This window comes from Burkholderia sp. BCC1998 (assembly GCF_905339875.1).
In the GTDB taxonomy this organism is placed as follows: Bacteria; Pseudomonadota; Gammaproteobacteria; order Burkholderiales; family Burkholderiaceae; genus Burkholderia.
Genome location: NZ_CAJPHE010000013.1, coordinates 159,888 through 179,998, shown reverse-complemented (window position 1 = coordinate 179,998; position 20,111 = coordinate 159,888). Strand labels below are relative to the sequence as shown.

At 70.2% G+C, this 20,111-nt stretch carries 17 protein-coding genes; 3 read left to right on the top strand and 14 right to left on the bottom strand.

Going from position 1 to position 20,111, the window contains the following annotated elements:
- Positions 1–2 precede the first annotated feature (2 nt).
- Positions 3–968: a hydroxymethylglutaryl-CoA lyase gene (locus U5A56_RS22590; RefSeq protein ID WP_321809991.1), complete on the bottom strand. Its 966-nt coding sequence runs from the start codon at positions 966–968 to the stop codon at positions 3–5.
- 29 nt (positions 969–997) lie between these two features.
- Entirely contained in the window at positions 998–2,188 is a 1,191-nt protein-coding gene (locus U5A56_RS22585; RefSeq protein ID WP_257773222.1) for a CaiB/BaiF CoA transferase family protein, read from the bottom strand.
- 397 nt (positions 2,189–2,585) lie between these two features.
- On the opposite strand from U5A56_RS22585, the gene U5A56_RS22580 reads away from it, so the two are divergent.
- On the top strand, positions 2,586–3,551 hold the full coding sequence (locus U5A56_RS22580) for a D-2-hydroxyacid dehydrogenase (protein WP_321924663.1): 966 nt from the start codon (positions 2,586–2,588) through the stop codon (positions 3,549–3,551).
- Between the two features lie 356 nt (positions 3,552–3,907).
- Here U5A56_RS22580 and U5A56_RS22575 read toward each other — a convergent pair whose 3' ends face one another.
- The 12 genes from U5A56_RS22575 to U5A56_RS22520 all read right to left on the bottom strand — a co-directional run bounded on the left by U5A56_RS22575 (position 3,908) and on the right by U5A56_RS22520 (position 15,699).
- Positions 3,908–4,120, bottom strand: a complete 213-nt coding sequence (locus U5A56_RS22575) for a hypothetical protein (protein ID WP_044843526.1) — start codon at positions 4,118–4,120, stop codon at positions 3,908–3,910.
- Between the two features lie 289 nt (positions 4,121–4,409).
- A complete protein-coding gene (locus tag U5A56_RS22570) occupies positions 4,410–4,847 on the bottom strand; it encodes a hypothetical protein (protein WP_321924661.1) in 438 nt (145 codons plus the stop codon).
- Between the two features lie 227 nt (positions 4,848–5,074).
- Positions 5,075–5,998: an ABC transporter permease gene (locus U5A56_RS22565; protein ID WP_124521752.1), complete on the bottom strand. Its 924-nt coding sequence runs from the start codon at positions 5,996–5,998 to the stop codon at positions 5,075–5,077.
- A complete protein-coding gene (locus U5A56_RS22560; RefSeq protein ID WP_321924658.1) occupies positions 5,998–6,870 on the bottom strand; it encodes a sugar ABC transporter permease in 873 nt (290 codons plus the stop codon). The genes U5A56_RS22565 and U5A56_RS22560 overlap by 1 nt, the downstream gene beginning before the upstream one ends.
- A 144-nt stretch (positions 6,871–7,014) precedes the next feature.
- Positions 7,015–8,094, bottom strand: coding sequence for an ABC transporter ATP-binding protein (locus tag U5A56_RS22555; RefSeq protein ID WP_321924656.1), 1,080 nt, complete (start codon positions 8,092–8,094; stop codon positions 7,015–7,017).
- A 49-nt stretch (positions 8,095–8,143) separates the two neighbouring features.
- On the bottom strand, positions 8,144–9,310 hold the full coding sequence (locus U5A56_RS22550) for an ABC transporter substrate-binding protein (protein WP_321924655.1): 1,167 nt from the start codon (positions 9,308–9,310) through the stop codon (positions 8,144–8,146).
- A 280-nt stretch (positions 9,311–9,590) separates the two neighbouring features.
- Entirely contained in the window at positions 9,591–10,166 is a 576-nt protein-coding gene (locus U5A56_RS22545) for an RBBP9/YdeN family alpha/beta hydrolase (protein ID WP_321809997.1), read from the bottom strand.
- Between the two features lie 22 nt (positions 10,167–10,188).
- Positions 10,189–11,517, bottom strand: a complete 1,329-nt coding sequence (locus U5A56_RS22540; protein ID WP_321924652.1) for an MFS transporter — start codon at positions 11,515–11,517, stop codon at positions 10,189–10,191.
- Between the two features lie 164 nt (positions 11,518–11,681).
- Entirely contained in the window at positions 11,682–12,737 is a 1,056-nt protein-coding gene (locus U5A56_RS22535) for a 3-keto-5-aminohexanoate cleavage protein (RefSeq protein WP_321924650.1), read from the bottom strand.
- Positions 12,738–12,857: 120 nt separating this feature from the next.
- Positions 12,858–13,706, bottom strand: a complete 849-nt coding sequence (locus tag U5A56_RS22530; RefSeq protein ID WP_321924648.1) for a TauD/TfdA dioxygenase family protein — start codon at positions 13,704–13,706, stop codon at positions 12,858–12,860.
- Positions 13,707–13,716: 10 nt separating this feature from the next.
- Positions 13,717–14,697, bottom strand: a complete 981-nt coding sequence (locus U5A56_RS22525; protein WP_321799563.1) for a quinone oxidoreductase — start codon at positions 14,695–14,697, stop codon at positions 13,717–13,719.
- A 33-nt stretch (positions 14,698–14,730) separates the two neighbouring features.
- On the bottom strand, positions 14,731–15,699 hold the full coding sequence (locus U5A56_RS22520; RefSeq protein WP_321924645.1) for a universal stress protein: 969 nt from the start codon (positions 15,697–15,699) through the stop codon (positions 14,731–14,733).
- A 254-nt stretch (positions 15,700–15,953) separates the two neighbouring features.
- On the opposite strand from U5A56_RS22520, the gene U5A56_RS22515 reads away from it, so the two are divergent.
- Together U5A56_RS22515 and U5A56_RS22510 are read left to right on the top strand one after the other, a co-directional pair.
- Complete coding sequence (locus U5A56_RS22515) at positions 15,954–18,647, top strand: LuxR C-terminal-related transcriptional regulator (RefSeq protein WP_321924644.1); 2,694 nt, start codon at positions 15,954–15,956, stop codon at positions 18,645–18,647.
- A gap of 286 nt (positions 18,648–18,933) precedes the next feature.
- On the top strand, positions 18,934–20,058 hold the full coding sequence (locus U5A56_RS22510) for a porin (RefSeq protein WP_321924642.1): 1,125 nt from the start codon (positions 18,934–18,936) through the stop codon (positions 20,056–20,058).
- The last annotated feature ends 53 nt before the right edge of the window (positions 20,059–20,111 follow it).

The following is a 20,111-nucleotide window of genomic DNA, read 5'->3' as shown; positions in this document are numbered from 1 at the left end:
GGTTACGAGAAAGCCCGCTGCGCCGGCATGTGGCCGGCTTCGGCGCGCGGCGGCGGATGCAGGTCCGAGCGGCGCCCGGCCTTCAGGATCTGGCTCGGCACGTCATGCCCGATCAGCGCGGGCAACCGCGCGGCCGCGGCGAGTACGCCCGCGAGGTCGACACCCGTATCGTAGCCGTCGAGCGCGAGCATGTGCACGAGCTCCTCGGTGCACGCGTTGCCGGTCGCGCCCGGCGCGTACGGACAGCCGCCGAGGCCGCCGAGCGATGCGTCGAAGCGGTCGATGCCGGCGTCGAGCGCGGCGAGCGTGTTCGCGAGCGCCATGCCGCGCGTGTTGTGAAAGTGCAGCGTGAGCTGCAGCGCACCGAAGCGTTCGCGCGCGCGTTCGGCCAGATCGCGCACCTGGGACGGATACGCCATGCCGGTCGTGTCGCACAGCGTGAAGCCGTGGACGCCGAGATCCGCGAAGCGCTGCATCCACGCGAGCACGGTTTCCGCGCGCACGTCGCCTTCCATCGGGCAGCCCATCGCGGTCGACAGCGACACGTTGAGCGCGACGCCCGTGCCGCGCACCGTGTCGATCACGTCGCGCAGTTGCGCGAACGACTGCTCGCGTGTCATCCGCAGGTTCGTGCGGTTGTGGCTCTCGCTCGTCGACATCACGAGGTTCACCTCGTCGACGCCGCACGACAGCGCGCGTTCCGCGCCGCGCACGTTCGGCACGAGCACCGTATAGACGACGCCCGGCGCGCGCACGATGCCGTGCATCACGGCCTCCGCGTCGCGCAGCGCGGGGATCGCCTTCGGCGACGTGAACGACGTGACCTCGATCTTCGCGTAGCCGCACGCGCTCAACGCGTCGACGAGCGCGATCTTGTCGTCGGTGTCGACGAACGCCGCTTCATTCTGGAAACCGTCGCGTGTCGCGACTTCTTGAATATAAAGTCGTTGGGGATGGGGCTGGTTCATGTCGTCGTCCCGGTGGCGGGTTGGTCGCTTCAGATCACGCCGCGCGTGCGCCAGTCGTCGCGCGTCGCGGCATCGATGCCGATCGATTCGAGTACCGCGTCGGTATCGGCGCCGAGCGCGGGTGCCGGACGCTCGATGCATCCGGGCGTCGCGCCGAGTTTCGGCACGATGCCCGGCACGAGCACGGGCGTGCCGTCGGGCAGCGCGGCGTCGACGATCATGTCGCGTGCGCGGTAATGCGGATCGGCCGCGATGTCCGCGACGTCGTAGATGCGCCCGGACGGGATGCGTGCGTCGTGCAGCGCGGCGAGCACGTCGTCGAGATCGTGCCGCGCGCTCCATTCGCCGATCGCCGCGTCGATGCGCGCGACCTGCGCGACGCGCCCGTCGTTGTGCGCGAGCGCGGGATCGTCGCCGAGATCGGGGCGCCCGATCAGCGCCATCAGGCGCCGGAAGATGCTGTCGCCGTTGCCGGCGATCAGCGCGTACCTGCCGTCGCGGCAGCGGTACGCGTTGGTCGGCGCGATGCCCGGCAGGCTGCTGCCGGCCGGCTCGCGCACCGCGCCGAACGCCGAGTATTCGGGCAGCAGGCTTTCCATCATGTTGAAGACGGATTCGTACAGCGCAACGTCGACGACCTGCCCCTTGCCGCCCTGCTGTTCGCGATGGCGCAGCGCGAGCAGGATGCCGATCACGCCGTGCAGCGCCGACAGCGAATCGCCGAGCGACACGCCGACGCGCACCGGCGTGCGGCCGGGCTCGCCGGTCAGGTGGCGCAGGCCGCCCATCGCTTCGGCGATCACGCCGAAGCCGGGCCGGTCGCGATACGGGCCGGTCTGGCCGAAGCCCGATACGCGCAGCATCACGAGCCGCGGGTTGATCGCGGACAGCGTCTCCCAGTCGAGCCCCCAGCCTTCCAGCGTGCCGGGCCGGAAGTTCTCGATCAGCACGTCGGTCCCGGCGACGAGGCGGCGCACGACGTCCTGCCCTTCGGGCGTGCGCAGGTCGAGCGCGAGCGAGCGCTTGTTGCGCGACTGCGCGGCCCACCAGACCGACGTGCCGTCGTGCAGCAGCCGCCATTTGCGCAGCGGGTCGCCGACGCCGGGCGGCTCCACCTTGATCACGTCCGCGCCGAATTCGGCGAGCATCCGGCCCGCAAACGGACCGGCGATCAGTTGGCCGAGTTCCAGCACGCGGATACCGTCCAGGGGGCGCGTCATGACTGTCTCCTGAAAATCGTGTTGTCGATGACGGCGATCATGACGGCGTTCGCATCCGGCGAAAATCGATCGATGCTCAACCAGCCTTTCCTGAACGGAAAGGGGCGCATGGCTCATTTCGCGGGCCAGCACGGCGGCTTCGTCGAGCGCCGCACACGCATCGTCCCGGCGGCGCCCGCGTGCGCCATCGCCTGCTGCAGCACGACGGGGCGCCGCCACGGCGGCCCGTGCGACGGAACAGTGAACCTGGACGTCGTCGGGCCGGCCGTGCACGGATGGCACCGACGTTTTCCGCGCGGGAAAGCGCGCTCGCGCAATGCGCAAGCCCGATCGCATGCGCCGTTGGCAGAATCATTGCCGTTGCGCGCCCGCCGGGCGCCCGTCAGCGAGGCCCGCCATGTTTTCCAGTTCCTCTCCCGCGCAGATCGTGTTTCTCGACCGCGCGACGCTGTCGCCGCAGACCGTGCTGAAGCCGTTTCCGTTTCCGCACGCGCTGCGGACCTTCGAACGGACGACAACGGACGAAGTGGCCGCGCGTATCGGCGCCGCGGACATCGTCGTGACCAACAAGGTCCGGCTCGACGCGACGGCGCTCGACCGTGCGCCACACCTGAAAATGATCGCGATCGCCGCGACGGGTACCGACATCGTCGATCTCGATGCGTGCGCCGCGCGCGGCATCGTCGTCAGCAACATTCGCGGGTATGCGGTGCGCACCGTACCCGAACACACGTTCGCGCTGATCTTCGCGCTGCGGCGCAGCCTCGTCGCGTATCGCGACGCGGTGCGCGCGGGGCGCTGGCTCGACAGCGGACAGTTCTGCTTCTTCGATCACCCGATCCGCGACCTGGCCGGCGCGACGCTCGGGATCGTCGGCGACGGCATGCTCGGCCGTGCGGTGGCCGGCATCGCCCGCGCGCTCGGCATGCGCGTGCTGTTTGCCGCGCACGGCGCTTCGCGGAGCGCCGGGCATGTGCCGCTCGACACGCTGCTGCGCGACAGCGACGTGATCACGCTGCACTGCCCGCTCACGCCGGCGACCCGCGGCCTGATCGACGCGGCCGCGTTCGCGCGGATGGCGCGCCGGCCGCTGCTGATCAACACCGCGCGCGGCGGGCTCGTGGATGAAGGTGCACTCGTCGACGCGCTGCAGGCGGGGCAGATTTCGGGCGCCGGCTTCGACGTGGTCACGCAGGAGCCGCTGCCGGCCGCGCATCCGTTCCACGCGATCCTGTCGCATCCGGCGTTCATCCTGACGCCTCATGTCGCGTGGGCGAGCGACGAGGCGATGCGGGCACTGGCCGATCAGCTCGTCGACAACGTTGCCGCGTTTGCGCGCGGCGAACCTAGGCACGTGGTGTGACGCCGGTCGCTGCGGACCGAACCTGCGGACCGCGCGAATTCGGGCCGTGCAGTCAGGGCCGTGTAAATGGGGCGCGCAGATGGACCGTGCAAATGGCCCGCGCAAATGGAGCGGCCCCGCTCGATTGCTCGAGGCGGGGCCACGGAATGGGGGCTGCTTACGCCAGCGACTCGGCACGTTACGGGTTCGTGCATCCGCCCTGCCTTACGGCCGGTTTCCGAATTCCTGATGGGCGCTACTTCAAGGAATTCTGGCCGCCAAATCTGTAGGGCGAGTCCAAAACTGATGAAACGGTGCCCAGGACGCCGTTCACTGCCGCGCGCCGACCGGCGCGCGAGCCTCGACGCGAAGATCGATCAGTAAGCGGACATCTCGACGCAAGGATCGACCTTGGACGGCGAGCAGATGACCGAATACTTGGCGCTTTCGCGCATCAGCGCTTCGCCTTCGTGCAGCGCGATCTTGATCTCGGGGTGACGCTCGTACGCGAGGAACGCGGAGCAGAAGACCGCGGACATCACGACCAGGGAAAACACAAATTTTTCAAGGGATTGGAGACGTTCGGGCATGGTTCGACCTTTCTTCTAGGCCGTGATTATAGCTCGAATTAAGGGTTTTCCCTATATTCCGATCCGCATACCGAGGATGGGTTCGACCGGTACCCGGTCGCGGTTGTGCCCTTTTTTCGCCGCTAATCGGGGCTCGAGCGCGGGTCAAACAAGATGGGGCGCCGCCGCGGTCGCGACGCCCGCCGGGCCGTTTGCGCAGTCCGCCAGCGGTCCTGTGGTAAACGGTTACGGCTCCGCTCGCCGGGAGCGTCCTCTGAAGAAAGCGCAGCGAAGCCCGTCGCCGGCCGCGTCACTGCGGTGCCGACGCACCGCTCGCCGCGTTGCCGGGCCACGCCTTGCCGATCCGGTCGATCAGCGATTTGGCGGCGCCGGTCGCGATGGCCGCATCGACGCCCGAGGTCTGCCACGAACCGTCGGCGGCCTCGACGAAGGTCAGGTTCGCGCGCGACGGCGCGTAATCCTGGTTGCGCCACGTGACCACGACGTCGCACGTGTAGGTCCGTTCGCCGACCTTCCTGCAGTCGCCGTCGGGTTTCGCGGAGATCACGTCGGCCGACACGGGCAGCGGCTGGCCGAACAGCGCGTTCAGGCCGCCGTGGTTTTCCGCTTCGAGCGCGCGGCGCACCGCGGCATCGACGTCGCTCGATCCGGGGCCGTCGTGGAGCAGGTTGCAGGCGGCAAGCAGCGTGGCGGCACAGCCGAGCGTCAGCAGCGTGGGAAACTTCATGGAACTCCGCGAATCGGGTGAACGTCGGGCGGCATGCGGCGATGCGAGCGAACGTATCGCCGGGCCGGTACGCTGCGTAGTCTGCAACGTCCGTGCACGGTTCGCGGTATCCATTTGTAACCAATTGCACGGATGGCGCGCACAAGCATCGGCGGACCGCCTGCATCGCTGCGCCGCGCTGTCCTTCGCGTTGAGTCGCGTTAACGCACGCCGCCACACGTGGACGCCTACTGCCGCTCCTGCTTCACGCGACTCACGAGCTGCGTCGGGCTCACGAACTGCAGCGCGATCACGACCCACACGAGCGTGATGGCCATGTAGATCATCGCCATCGCGTCGATCGACTGCGGCGCGCGCACGCCGGTCGAGAACACCGCGTAATACAGCGCGACGACGAGCGTCTGCGTGCTCGGGCCCGCGGTGAAGAAGGTCAGCTCGAACATCCCGATCGTGCGCACCAGCACGAGCAACCCTGCCGCGAGCATGCCGGGCACCAGCAGCGGCAACAGCACGTAGCGGAAATAGCGCCACGTGTTCGCGCCGAAGATGCGCGCGGCGGCTTCGAGGTTCGGATCGATCTGCTCGATGAACGGCGTCATCACGAGGATCACGAACGGCAATGCCGGCACGAGGTTCGCGAGGATCACGCCCGGCAGCGTGCCCGCGAGCCCGACCTTGTACATCACGGTCGCCATCGGAATCCCGTACGTGACGGGCGGCACCATCAGCGGCAGCAGGAACACCAGCAGCGCGAAGCGCTTGCCGCGAAACTGCACGCGCGCGAGCGCATAGGCGGCCGGCACGCCGAGCGCGACCGACAGCAGCACCACCGCGCCGACCACTTCGACCGTCACCCACAGCACGCTCGCGAGCTGGAAGTCTTCCCACGCCTTGGCATACCAGTGCAGCGTGAAGCCCTGCGGCAGCGGCGTGCCGAACCAGCGCGTCGCGACCGAGTTCACCGCGACGGTCGCGATCAGCAGCATCACGTTCAGCAGGAAGAACGCCATCAGCCCCCACACGAGCGCCTTCCATGCACGGCCGGCGAGGCTGCCGCGCAGTTTGCGCGGCTTCATCGCGTTGACGGGCTGCGCGCCGGGCGGGCTGTGCTTCGGCGGCCACGCCGGCGCGGCATGATTGTCGGTCGCCATCAGCCCTTGCCTCCCGCGACCGGACCGGTATAGAAGAAGCGGCGCGCGCCGAGCATCGACGCGACCACCAGCAGCTGCACGAAGCCCATCACGATCGCGATCGCCGACGCGAGCGAATAGTCGTAGCTCTCGAACGCGGCTTCGGCGGCCGCGATCGAGATCACCCGCGTCGGCCCGGCCGGCGCGCCGAGCAGCACGGCTGACGGGAACACCGAGAACGCCTGCACGAACGACAGGCACGCGGCCATCGTGAGCCCCGGCACGAGCAGCGGCAGGTAGATCCGCCGGAACTGCTGCCACGGGTTCGCGCCGAGCGTGGCCGCGGCGCGCGCGAGCGTCGGGTCGATGCCGCTGATGTACGACAGCATCAGCAGGAACGCGAACGGAAAGCCCGACACGATCAGCGACAGCAGCACGCCCCAGTAGTTGTGCGTGAGGCGCACCTCGTCGGTGTACAGGTGCAGCCCTTGCAGCGCCTGCGGGAACCAGCCGTTCGGGCCGAAGTACGTGAGCATCCCGTCGGCGACGAGCACCGTGCCGAGCGTGACGGGAATCACGAGCAGCGTCGTGACGAACTTCTGGTACGGCGAGTTGCGGCGCAGCGCGAACGCCACGGGCACCGCGATGCCGACGTTGATCAGCGTCGCCGGCACCGCGAGCTTCAGCGTGACGAGCACGGTCGGCCACATCGCGGTGTCGGTGAAGAACTGCACGTAGTTCGCGAGCACGCCGCCGCCGTTCGTCGGCTGGAACGACAGCACGAGGCCGTACGCGAACGGATAGATGAACAGCGCGACGATGAACGCGAGCGCGGGCGTGACGAGCCACGCCTTCGCGTCGCGCGGCGCGCCGCCGGTCGCGAGCGTGCTCATGCGGCCCTGCCTTTGCAAGTGCTGTTTCGACAGTGCCCGACAGAAGCATTCGGTTGCGCAAGAATGTGCGTCCGGCGGGGATGAGGGATGGTATTCATGCTGGCCTCCCGGGGGGCGCTGCCGCGCACGCGGCGCCGCGGCCGTTCATCGCGCGTCTCCCGCATAGACGAGCGTGCGCGCCGGGCTCACGCGCAGCCGCAGCCGTTCGCCCTGCGCGAATTCGCCGGCGACGCGCGCCCAGATCGGGCCGAACGGCGTGATCGCGCGAATGAGCGAGTCGCGGCCGCCGTATTCGACCGTTTCGACGGTCGCGTCGAAGGCGTTGTCGGCGCCTTCGTCCGCGCGCTCGACGTCGTCGGGGCGCAGCGCGACCACGACGTCCTTGCCGTCGAAGCCGGCCATCGGCACGCCGGTGATGCGCACACCCGCGGCCGCGACGTTCACGTAATCGCCGGCCATGCCTTCGAGCGTGAACGGCAGCACGTTGCGATAGCCCATGAAGCGCGCGACGTGCAGGTTGTGCGGGCGCGTGTACACGTCCTTCGGCGACGCGACCTGCTGCACGACGCCCTCCTTCATCACGACGATCCGGTCGGCCATCGACAGCGCCTCGTCCTGGTCGTGCGTCACGTAGATCGTCGCGCGTTCGAGTTGCGTGTGGATGCGGCGGATCTCGGCGCGCATCTCGATGCGCAGCTTGGTGTCGAGGTTCGACAGCGGCTCGTCCATCAGCACCAGCGGCGGCTCGATGACGATCGCGCGCGCGATCGCGACGCGCTGCTGCTGCCCGCCCGACAGCTGCCCGGGCAGCTTGCCCTCGTGGCCGACGAGTTGCACGAGTTCGAGCGCCTGCTGCGCGCGCCGCCGCGTTTCCTGCTTCGGCACGCCGCGCATCTTCAGCCCGAAGCCGACGTTCTCGAGCACCGACATGTGCGGAAACAGCGCGTAGTTCTGGAACACCATGCCGAAGCCGCGGCGCTCGGGTGGCAGCACGTCGATGCGCGTGTCGTCGAGCCAGATGCCGCCGCTGGTGAGCGGCTGCAGCCCGGCGATGCAGTTCAGCGCGGTCGACTTGCCGCAGCCCGACGGGCCGAGCAGCGCGACGAACTCGCCGCGCCGGATGTCGAGATCGAGCCCGTTCAGTGCGGCGACCTGCGCGCCCTCCGCATTGGTGAAGCTGCGGCACACGCCGTCGAGCCGCAACCGTTCGAAACTGTGCTTCATTACGCGAACTCCGTCGGCGCGGGCGCCGCGGCGCCCGCGGGTTCATCCGTCATTTCGACTTCTGCGACCCGATCTCGCGGTCCCACTTCTGGAACGCGGCGACCATCGCCTGCGCGTTGAGCGGCTGCACGTGCGGACGCTCCGCGAGCAGCTTCGCGTACTCGGGGCGGCCGAACTTCCTGATCACTTCCTGGCTGTGCGCGGGCGCCATCTCGAGCGTCACGCCCTTCACCGCCGGGCCCGGATAGAAGTAGCCGTCGTCGTAGGTCATCGCCTGCTGCGCCGGTTCGAGCAGGAAGTTCATCAGCTTGAACAGCACGTCGAGCTTGTCCTTCGCCACGCCCTTCGGAATCACCATGTAGTGCGCGTCGTTGACCCACGTCATGTTGTCGAACGCCTGGATCCGGAAGTCGGCCGGCACGATGCCGAGCGCGCGCGGGTTGAGGTCCCAGCCGGTGACGGTCACGGTCATGTCGCGCGTGCCTTCGCCGAGCTCCTTCATCACGGCCGACGTGCCGCCCGGGTAGTACGGCACGCAGTCGTTGAGCTGCTTCAGGAACGCCCAGGTCTTGTCCCAGCCGTTGATCGGATCCTGCGGGTTCTTGTCGCCCAGCACGTACGGCAGCCCCATCAGGAACGTGCGGCCGGGGCCCGAGTTCGCCGGGCGCGCGTAGATCAGCTTGTTCGGATGCGCCTTGCACCATGCGAGCAGTTGTTCGGGCGTCTTCGGCGGGTCGCCGACCTTCGCCGGGTTGTATTCGAGCAGCGGGCCGGCCGGCATGTAGGTCACTTCGAGGCCGAAGCCCTGCGCGACATCCTGCATCTTGCGCGGGCCGGGCGCGTACCGGTCGAGCACGCCGGGAAACGCGCCCGCGTTGTCGGGCAGCAGCTTCAGCCACAGGTTCTGCTCGATGCCGGCGGCCAGCGCGTCGGTGCCGGTCAGCACGAGATCGATGTCGGCGCGCCCCGCCGCCTGCATCGCCTTGATCTTGCCCGGCAGCTGCGGCGCGGGCGCGTTCGTGAACGTGACGTTCGCGACGAGATTCGGGTTCTTCTCCTTGAACGCCTCGATGGCCTTCTGCGTGAGCTGCAGGTTGCCCGCGACGTCGACGACGTTCAGCGATACGGGTGCGGCAACGGCTGCCGCGGCCGACAGCGTGAAACCCAGCGCGAGTGCGATCCGGCGGACACGGCGAGCGATCGGGGTGGCGTTCATGTCTCCTCACTTCGGTCGGTGGATGGGACCTTTCTTTTCAGGAAATCATGACGGCGTTATACGATGTCGGTCAACAAAAAACCGACTGGCGCGGGGCGGGAATTTCCCTAACAGAAACCTTCCGTTTCCCGAGGATTTGTCGATTGAACGATTTCGCGGCGTGACACGGCGACGGGCAGGCGGCGTGTTAGGACGTCGTATGTCGCTGGGCGCTTAAATGGAATCGGTTCACATTGACGCGCCGGCAGGGAATTCATGCGCGGCGCGTTGCCGATGGCGCTCAGGCCGCACCGAGCGCGATCATCTCCCCGATCAGCCGCTCCGCATCCCGCCACTCGCCAAACCCGGACGCCGGATTCAGATGCCCGACTTCGCCGAGATCGACGAGCTTGCTGCCCCACCCGGCCGCGAGCACTTCGACGCGTTCGAAGCGCGCGAGCGGATCGTTGCGGCTCGCGGCCACGACGCTCGGAAACGGCAGCCGCCCGGTCGGTACCGGCGTCCAGCCGTTCGCGGCGATCGCGTCGGGCGCCGGATAACCGGCGGGCATCGGCGTATCGAGATCGGCCGGCGCCGCGAGCAGCGCGCCGTGGATCTTGCGCGTGGCCTGCCGTGCCCAGTGCACCGTGATCATCACGCCCGCGCTGTGCGCGACCAGAATCACGGGGCCGTCGATCGCGGCGAGCGCCGCATCGAGTGCCGCGACGCGCGCGGCGCGGCTCAGCTTGTCGGCTTCGAGCGGTGCGACGGACCGTGCGTTCGGCAGGCGTCGTTGCAGATGCGTCTGCCAATGGTCTTCGACGTGATCGCGCAAGCCGGGCACGATCAGGATGGTGGGCGCGGTCGCCAGGGTCATGCAGCCTCCAGGAGGGTTCGGTTCAGGAAAGGTGGGACGCGCGCCGTTCGCGTTCGACGCGCGCGAGATCGGCCGCGTAGCTCGCGCGTCCGATCGCGAACAGCACGGCGGCCGCGAGCGGCACGACGGGAATCCACTGCAGTGCGCCGACGAGGCCGGCGCGATCGGCGACCCACCCCGTCAGCAGCGGGCCCGGCGCCATGCCGAGCAGGTTGTTGGCGAGCGTGAGCGTCGCGAACGCCGATGCATGGATCGCGGCGGGCGTCAGGTTCGCGACCATCGCGCCCGATGCGCCGGACGCGCCCGCACCGACCAGCATGCCCGCGCAGATCAGCGCGAGTTGCAGCGGCCCGGGCGGCAGCCGGAACGCGGCGGCGAGGCACACGCCCGTCAGCACGCAATACGCGATCGCGGTCAGCCACTTGCGCTTGCCGTCGGTTTTGCCGACACGGTCGGTGACGATCCCGCAGCCGACCATCCCGACGCCCGACAGCAGCACGAAGCCGGCCGCGAGCACCGCGGCGCGGTCCGGCGCCATCGCGTAATAACGGTTCAGGTAGCTCGGCAGCCACGCGAACAGCGCGCCGGGCACGAACAGGTGCAGCCCGCTGCCGACATACGCGCAGATCACCGAACGCGATGCGAACAGCCCCGACATCAGCGCGCGCAAGCTGCCGCGCAGGTCGCGCGGCGCGTCGGCATGGGGCCGGCACGGTTCGACGCGGCAGGCCGCGAGCCGCCGTTCGGTGACCACGCCGCGGTACGCGACGAGCAGCACGATGCCGAGCGCGGCCATCACGCCGAACGACCAGCGCCAGCCAAGATGCGCGCCGACGAGGCCGCCGAGCGCCATCCCGAACACCGAGCCGAACGCGCCGCCGGCCATGAACGCGCCGGTCAGCGTCGCGCGCAGGCGCGCCGGAAAGATGCTGAGGATCAGTGCGACGCCGACGCTGCCGTACGCGGCTTCGCCGAGCCCGACGAGGCCGCGCGCAACCAGCATTTGGGCGTAGTTGGTCGACAGCGCGCAGCCGAGTGTCGCGACGCTCCACAGCGCGGCCATCAGCACGATGCTGCGCACGCGGCCGAAGCGGTCGGCGAGCACCGACAGCGGGAACGTCAGCAGGCCGACCAGCAGCGCGACGACGCCGGACAGCGAGCCGAGCTGCGTGTCCGACAGTCCCCACGCGTGCTTGAGGAGCGGAAACACGGCATTGAGCACCTGCCGCGACATGTAGTCCGACAGCAGCAGGCCGACGGTCAGCCCGAACACGAGCCAGGCATAGGCCGGCGCGCGCCGCCCGGTGGCCGCCACGTCCTGCAGCGACGGCTCGACGTGATGAATCAGCATGCGTGTCTCCTCCGGCACCGGTGCGGCAACGCGCCGGCGCGGCTTGCGCGGCCCCGCTCCGTTCGTCGGAGCTTGCCTCGCGCACCGCGCGAGGGGGGGTGCCGCGCCACATCGATCGGCGGGCGGCGCTCGCGGGCCGCCCGGTTGCACGGTCGCCCGGTGCGTCAGGCCGCGCGCAGCGGCACGCTCAGCTGGCCCGGCCGGCGGTTCGGCGCCATCCCGAGCTGCGCGAGCGTCTCGTCGGCGCCGTCGTACTGCACGCCGATCCGGTAGATCGCCTTCGCCTCCTTGCCGGTGGCGATCTCGCGCCCGAGTTCGCGCGCGATCCGCGCGCACTGCTCGACCTGCTGCACCGACGTCATCCGGTTGCCCTTCTGGTCGATGATCGTGTCCTCGATCCCGCAGCGCGGATGCAGGCCCAGCGCCATCGCGACCGTGTTGATCGGCAGCACGTTCTTCATCAGCGATTCGAGCGTGATGCACGCGCCGTCCGGGCAGCGCCGCACGAATTCCATGAAGTTGTACGGGTTCGGGCCGTCGAAGCCGCCGCCGATGCCGACCCACGTGACGTTCAGCGGCCCGCGATAGACGCCGCGGCGGATGATCCGCTCGAGCGTCTCGAGCGCGTGCATGCCGGTGAGCTGGAAATGCGGCTGGATGCCGGCCGCCTGCAGCCGGCGCAGGTGCTCGTCGACCCAGCCGGGGCCGGCCGGCACGGTCATCTCGCGGTACGCGTCCCACAGCGCGGCCTCGTTCAGCGACGTGCCGGCGATGTCCTTGCGGTTCATCAGCTCGGTGATGTTCATCTGCACGGTGTTGATCGCGACCGTCACCTGGTCGGGCTTCGGCGTCAGCTCGGCGAGCATGTGGCGCGTGTCGTCGGACAGCCATTTCGCCTCGGCGCCGTCGCCTTCCGGCGCGAACGAGATCGAGCCGCCGACCTGCAGGATCATGTCGGGCACCGCCTCGCGCAGCCGGCCGAGCAGCTCGTTGAATTTCGACAGCCGCTTGCTGCCCTTGCCGTCGAGCTCGCGCACGTGCAGGTGCAGCACCGTCGCGCCCGCGTTGTAGCAGTCGACGGCCTTCTGCACGTGCTCGTCCATCGTCACCGGAATGTCTTCCGGAAAGTCGGCGGGCATCCATTCGGGGCCGTACGGCGCGACCGTGATGACTACCTTGTCCTGGTTTTCCGGGTGCAGCGAATCGTCGAGAAATTGCATGTCGTCCTCCAGTGGGAATCGTTTTAGTGCAGGCGTACGGGCGTGCGTATCCCGCCGCGCCGGGCGGCTGGCCCGGCGCGTCGTGTACAGGGTTGCGAGTCGGTTACGGTGCGGGCGCGTTCAGAACGGCACGTCGCCGACGATGCCCGCGCGCTCCATCCTGCGCACGCACGGCGGGTAGTCCATCACCGCGTAATGCTGGGTGCTGCGGTTGTCCCAGATCGCGACGCTGTTCTTCTTCCAGCGCCAGCGCACCTGGTATTCGGGGATGTAAGCCTGGCTGATCAGGTATTGCAGCAGCTGGCCGGCGCCCGGATTCGCGTCCTGCCCGAAGCGCACGCGCGCGGGCGTATGGAAGTTCGTGAAGTGCGTCGTGAACGCGTTCACATACAGCACCTTCTCGCCCGTTTCGGGATGCGTGCGCACGACCGGATGCTCGGCGTCCGGATACTGCGCTTTCAGCGCGAGGCGCTTGTCGACCGGCATCGCCGCGCCGAAGCTCGCCTCGATGCTGTGGCGTGCGCGCAAGTCTTCGATCTGCTGCTTCACGTGTTCCGGCAGGTTCTCGTACGCGAGCACCATGTTCGCCCACATCGTGTCGCCGCCAACCGGCGGACCCTCGATGCAGCGCAGCACACAGCCGAGCGGCGGCGCCACGCGCCAGCTCGCATCGCTGTGCCACGCATTCTCGTAGCGGTCGTTCGGCTGGTCGGGCGACTTGTAGATCCGCACGAGCCCCGGGTGCTCGGGATCGCTGCCGGCGACCGGATGATCCTCGAGCTCGCCGAAGCGGCGCGCGAACGCGACGTGCTCGGCGCGCGTGATGTCCTGGTCGCGCAGGAACAGCACGCGATGGCGCAGCAGTTGCGTGCGGATCTCGGCGAACAGGCCGTCGTCGTGCACGGCGTCGGCGAGGCTCACGTCCAGCAGCTCCGCGCCGATCGCACAGGTCAGGGGTTCGACTCGCATGCGCGTCTCCTCAGACGATGAACACCGACGAGCCGGTCGTCTTGCGCGACTCGAGATCGCGGTGCGCCTGCGCCGCGTCCTGCAGCGCGTAACGCTGGTTGATCTCGATCCGGATGCGGCCGGCCGCGACGTGCGCGAACAGCTCGCCGGCCAGGTCGTTCTTCTCGGCCGGATCGGCGATGTAGTCGGCCAGCGCCGGGCGCGTCAGGTACAGCGAGCCCTTCATCGCGAGGCGCTGCGGGTCGAACGGCGGGATCGGGCCCGACGCGGTGCCGACGCAGACCATCAGCCCGCGCCGCTTCAGCGAATCGAGCGAGCCCTCGAAGGTGTCCTTGCCGACGCTGTCGAACACGACGTCGACGCCGGCGCCGTCCGTCAGTTCGCGCACGCGCTTCGCGACGTCCTCGCGGCTGTAGTCGATCGTATGGTCGCAGCCATGCGCGCGGGCGATCGCGGCCTTGTGCTCGCTCGACACGGTGCCGATCACCGTGAGCCCGAGCAGCTTCGCCCATTGCGACACGATCAACCCGACGCCGCCCGCGGCCGCGTGCAGCAGGATCGTGTCGCCCGGCGCGAACGCGTGGATGCGGCGCAACAGGTACGCCGACGTCAGGCCGCGCATCGTCATCGCCGCGGCCGTTTCGCAGGCGATCCCGGCCGGCAGCTTCACGAGCGGCGCGGCGGCGATCAGCCGTTCGGTGCTGTACGCGCCGAGCGTGTTCAGGAAGCCGGTGTAGGTCACCCGGTCGCCGGCGGCGACGTTCGTCACGCCGGGGCCGACGGCCTCGACCACGCCGGCGGCCTCGACGCCGATGCCGGCCGGCAGCGGCACCGGATACAGGCCGCTGCGGAAATACGTGTCGGCGAAGTTCAGGCCGACGGCCTCGTGCCGCAGGCGGACCTGCCCCGCGCCCGGGTCGCCGACTTCGACCGCTTCCCAGCGCAGTACGTCGGGGCCGCCGGTTTCGTGGAATCGCACTGCATGTGCCATCTGGTTCTCCGTAGGGTTTCAGTCGGATGCGCGTCACGCATCGTCGGGTTCGTCCGCGCCCGGCGTCGTCGCGGCTGAGCCGCTCGCCGGAGGCGCGTCCAGTTCGGTCCAGTCGGCGTCGCTCAAATAGCGCCGCGCGGCCGGGAAAATCACGCCTTCCATGCGCCCCATCTGCTCGAACGCGCCGCGCGCATAGACGGCGAGCGCGGCGTCGAACGCGGCCGACGGCAAGCCGTCGGCCGCGAGCCGCGCCAGCGCGTCGAGCGCGTGCGCATCGCGGCGCCGCTGGCGGTCGAGCTCGTCGAGTTCGGCCGCGGTGCTCTCCGTCCGCCTGCGCAGTGCCGCGCACAGGCGTGCTTCGGCGGACGTGCCGGAACGCGCGTCCTGCAGCGCCGCGAGCGACGCCAACGCGGCCCGCACCGCCGGCATGCGCGCCGACTCGGCGGCCGGCCGCGTTGCCGTGTCCGGGTCTTCGCTCGCCAGCGTCGGCGCCTGCAACTGCGTCAGCGCCTGCAACTGCGCGCCGAGCGCGCGATGCGCGGCGAGACAGCGGGCCATCACGCGCGCCTCTGCCGGCGCACGCCGCGCCGGGCACACGAGCACCGGCACGCCGCTCGTCGCGAGCAGCAACCGCCGTTGCGCGGCCGCGCCGGCATCGGCATCGTGCGGCAGCGCCGCGACGCCGATCAGGTCGCAGCCGAGTTCGCCGGCGAGCGTGGCGGGCGACGTGCCGCCGGCCCCCGGATCGCCGGCCGCCGGATCGCCGGCCGCCGCGATCGCATGGGACAGGCCCTGCGCCCGGGCGGCGGCTTCCACTTTCGCACCGTGTTCCGGCATCCGCGCTCCGGATAAACGCGAGTCGGAGCCGGGCGATTGCGGCGCCGCGCCGGACAGCACGAACGTGACCCGCGCGCCGACCGCACGCGCCAGTTCGAGCGCATGGCCGATCGCGTCGATGCCGCCGGGCACGCCGTCGACCGTCACGAGCAGATGGCGATACATCGTGCCGCTCCGTTTATCCGGCGCTCGGCGCGCTGCGGCGCGCGCCGGTCGATACGATGTTCATGGTCCCTCCCCGTTGCATTCGTCAATCGCGTTCGTCACGCCTCGGAACCCATGCTATCGGCCGGGCGGCGGCGCGGCCCCACTCGCCGCGGGGGGGATTGACGCGCGAACGCGGTTCGGCCGATCCTTCCCCCCACGCCCACCCCGGACGCCGGCCTGCACGGCAGCGCCGGATTCCGACTGCTGCCCCGATGGCCCACCCACCCGATCGCGCCGACGCGCCCCCCACCGAACTCGTGCTGAAGACGACCGCGCCGCGCGTGCCGGCGCAGTTGCTCGTGCGCGCGCGGCTGAGCCTCGCCGCGGCGGCGTTCGACGCCCGGCCCGTCACGCTCGTGCAGGCGCCGGCCGGCTACGGCAAGACCTCGCTGCTCGCGCAATGGCGACGCGAATCGCTCGCGCTCGGCCGCGCGGTCGTGTGGCTGTCCGCCGACGAGCGCGACGACGCGCCGCGCCTGCTGCAGGGGCTCGTGCAGGCGGTGCGCACCGGTTGCGCGCGGCCCGCGTTCGGGCGCCTGATTCCGGACGGCGCGGCCCGCGCGCTGGAGGGGCTGACCGCGTGGCTGGCCGAAGTCGCGCAACTGTCGATCGACGCGCTGCTGATCGTCGACGACGCGGAGCGGCTGCCCGCCGCCGGCCTCGACGCGCTGACCTACGTGCTGCACAACGCGCCGCAGAACCTGCGGGTGGTCGTCGCGGCCCGGCGCGGGCTCGATCACGCGGCCGGCGACCTGCTCGCCGGCGGGCAATGCACGCTCGCGGGCCCCGACTGGCTGCGCTTCACGCTCGACGAGACGATCGCGCTGGTCGGCGCGCGCTTTGCGCAGCGGGTCGACGCCGACGCGTGCGCGCGGCTGTTCGAGCGCGTCGACGGCTGGCCGCTCGGGCTGCAGCTCGCGATGGCCGCGATGGCGCGCTCGGCCGATCCGCGCCAGGCCGTCGATGCGCTCGCCGCGCGCATGGACGGCACCCGCGACCGGCTCGTCGAACTGCTGCTCGCGAATTTGTCGGCCGACGACACCGCGTTCCTGACCCGCACGAGCGTCGCCGACCGCCTGCATCCGTCGCTGTGCGCCGCGCTGCTCGACGACGCGGCCGCCCCTGACCGGCTCGCACGGCTCTCGCGCGACACGCCGCTGTTCATCGCGTCCGACGCTTCCGACTGGTGCCGGCTGCATCCGCTCGTGCGCGATACGCTGCGCGACCGTCTGACAACGAGCGCCGAAGCGGACCGCAGCGCGCTGCACGCCCGCGCGGCCGCGTGGCTCGACGCGCACGGGATGACGGAGGAAGCGGCGCGCCACGCGTATGCGGCCGGCCAGTTCGAGACGGCATACGCGCTCGCGCAGCGCTGCCTCGAGGACGCGATCAAGCAGGGCCGCATCAACGACGTGCTCGACTGGCTCGCGCTGCTGCCCGATGCGGAACTCGACAAGCGCCCGACGCTGCGGATCGCGGTCGCGTGGGCGCTGGCGCTCGGCGAGCGCCATGTCGAGGCGCGGCGCCAGATCGCCGGCATCCTCGCCGACCCCGGCACGCCGGCCGCGATGCGCTACGAATGCGCGCTGATCCTCAGTGCGGCGGCCTACTACGCGGACGAAATCGACCATTTCGTCGAGCTGTTCGAACCGTGGGCCGACTTCACGCCGCCCGCGGCGACCTGGCTCGCGCAGATGCACGCGAACCGCCTGTCGGCGCGCGCGATCATCGTCGGCGAACCGGCGCAGGCGCGCCGCTTCCAGCAGGCCGCGCCGCGCGGCGCGACCGCGGCCGGGTTCGGCTACGTCGCGCGCTGGGGCGAGCTGATCACCGGTCTTAGCTATCTGCGCGAAGGCCAGATCCGGCTCGCGGACGACGCGTTGTCGCCGGCGCTCGCGCGCGCGGAAGCGGACCTCGGCCGCCGCCATCCGCTGACCTGCATGCTCGCGGCGATGTGCGCGGCGATCGCCTGCGAAGCCGATCGCGTCGACCAGGCCGCCGCGCTGCTCGCGAACCGGCTCGACGTGCTCGAGCACGCGGGCACGCCCGACACCGTGCTGCTCGGCTACCGGACGGCCGCGCGCATCGCGCTGCTGCGCGGCGTCGAGCATCGCGCGATCGACCTGCTCGAGGCGCTCGACGCGATGGGCGTCGCGCGCCGGCTGCCGCGCCTGTCGGTCGCGAGCCTCGCCGAGCAGGTGCGCATTCACGCGGCGCGCTATCGCGAGGCGACCTGCCATGCGCTGGTCGAGCGGATCGATGCGATCGCCGCGGCCGAGTTTCCGTCGCACGGGCCGCTGTGGCGGCGCCCCGTCGTGCTGCTGCAGGCGATGGCGCACGCGGGCGCCGCGCTTGCCGCGCGCCGCTGGGACGATGCGTGCGCGGCGCTCGACGAAGCCGCCGTGCTGGCCCGCGAAATGAGCATGGGACGCGAGCGCATCGAGATCATGGCGCTCAGCGCGTTCGCGCTCGAACAGTCCGGGCACGGCGGCCGCGCGCTGCTCGACGAGGCGATGAACCTCGCGGACATGTTCGGCCTCACGCGCACGCTCGCCGACGCGCATCCGGCCGTCGCCGACTGGGCGCGCCGCATCGGCGACGAGACGGCCGCGGGCGACGGACCCGCCCGGCCCGCGCAGCCGCAGCCGCGCATCGTGCCGCCCGCGCCGCGCAGCACGGCCAGCCCGCGCGCGGTGCCGAGCGTCGTGCTGACGCCCAAGGAGCGCGCGATCCTCGAGCTGCTCGCGCGCAACCTGTCGAACAAGGAGATCGCGGTGGCGCTCGCCGTCGGCGAGGAAACCGTGAAGTGGCACCTGAAGAACCTGTTCGGCAAGCTCGACGCCAGCTCGCGCAAGCACGCGGTGCGCCGCGCGCTGGTGCTCGGGTTGCTCGAAAGCGCGCCTTGACGCGCGCGTTGCCCGCCTGCGCACGTCCGAAGCGACTTAACTGGCCTTGATCCGCCTCGATCGGCCTTGCCCGGCCGTTGATGACAACCGCGTTGCCCGGGTTCCCCGATTCTCCGCAACCCTGCCCCCCGCGCATGGGGGGGAGCGGCCGCGCGCCGTTGCGTAGTCTTTCCGCACGGCTCGCACCGGCGTCGCACCCGGCGCCCTCCCGCCTGCCTCGATGCTTCCCCCGCTGCACCCGCCCGGGCTCGATCCCGGGCGGTCCATTACGATCCTGGAGACTTCGATGAAGACGAAACTGGCCGCGCTCGCGGCGCTTGCCGGCAGTGCGGCGCTCGCGCACGCGCAATCCTCCGTCACGCTGTACGGGGTGGTCGACACGGGCCTGCTGTACCAGAACACGTCGGCCGCGTCGTTCGGCCCGAACGCGCCGAACACCGGCAAGGTGTTCCGCATGAAGGACGGCGGCATCTATTCGAGCTTCTGGGGCATCAAGGGCAGCGAGGACATCGGCGGCGGCTACAAGGTCAACTTCAAGCTGCAGGGCTCGTTCGACAGCGGCACCGGCAGGATGCAGCTGAGCGACACGCCGGGCGCCGTCGCGATCTTCAACCAGGTTGCGTCGCTCGGCGTGTCCGGGCCGTTCGGCACCTTCACGGCCGGCCGCCAGATCGTGCCGATGATCTACGCGATGGCCGACACCGACGTGCGCAACGCGCAGTTCTTCGGCAGCGTGCTGACCGCGTGGCTCGGCCTGAACACCGCGGCCGGCTGGCCGGGCACGAGCACCAACGGCGCGATCGGCGCGCTGTACGACAGCAATGCGCTCGTCTATCAGTCGCCGACCTTCGCGGGCGCGTCGATCGCGCTCGAATACGCGCCCGGCGGCGTCGCCGGGCAGTTCCAGGGCGGCACGCGCGAATCGGTCGTGCTGCGGTATTCGAACTACGGGCTCAACGCGTCGGCCGTCTACTACAACGGCCACGACACGAATCCGGCGCCGGGTGTCGCGCCGACCGGCGTCGACAACAACCGCTTCATCTACGTCGGCGCGAAATACACGATCCGCGACTTCTCGGTGTCGGCGTCGTACGGCAACGGCAGGAATCCGTCGCATGCGGACAAGGTGAACCTCGACATGCTGTCGGCCGGCGTCGGCTATCGCTTCATGCCCGCGTTGCAGGTGACGTCGGCGGTGTATTACCTGAAGGACCGCAACCGTTCGGAAAACCGCTCGACTGCCGTCGTGCTCACGGCCGACTACAGCCTGTCGAAGCGGTCGATGGTCTATGCGCAGGTCGGCCACGTGAACAACCGCGGCACGATGAACCAGATGCTCGTGTACGGGCAGCCGGTCGCGCCCGGGGTCGGCACGACCGCGGCGATGGTCGGGCTGCGGCACAACTTCTGACGATGCAGCAGTGCGGTGTGGCACGGGTGCCGCAGCGCGCAGGGCCTGGCGCG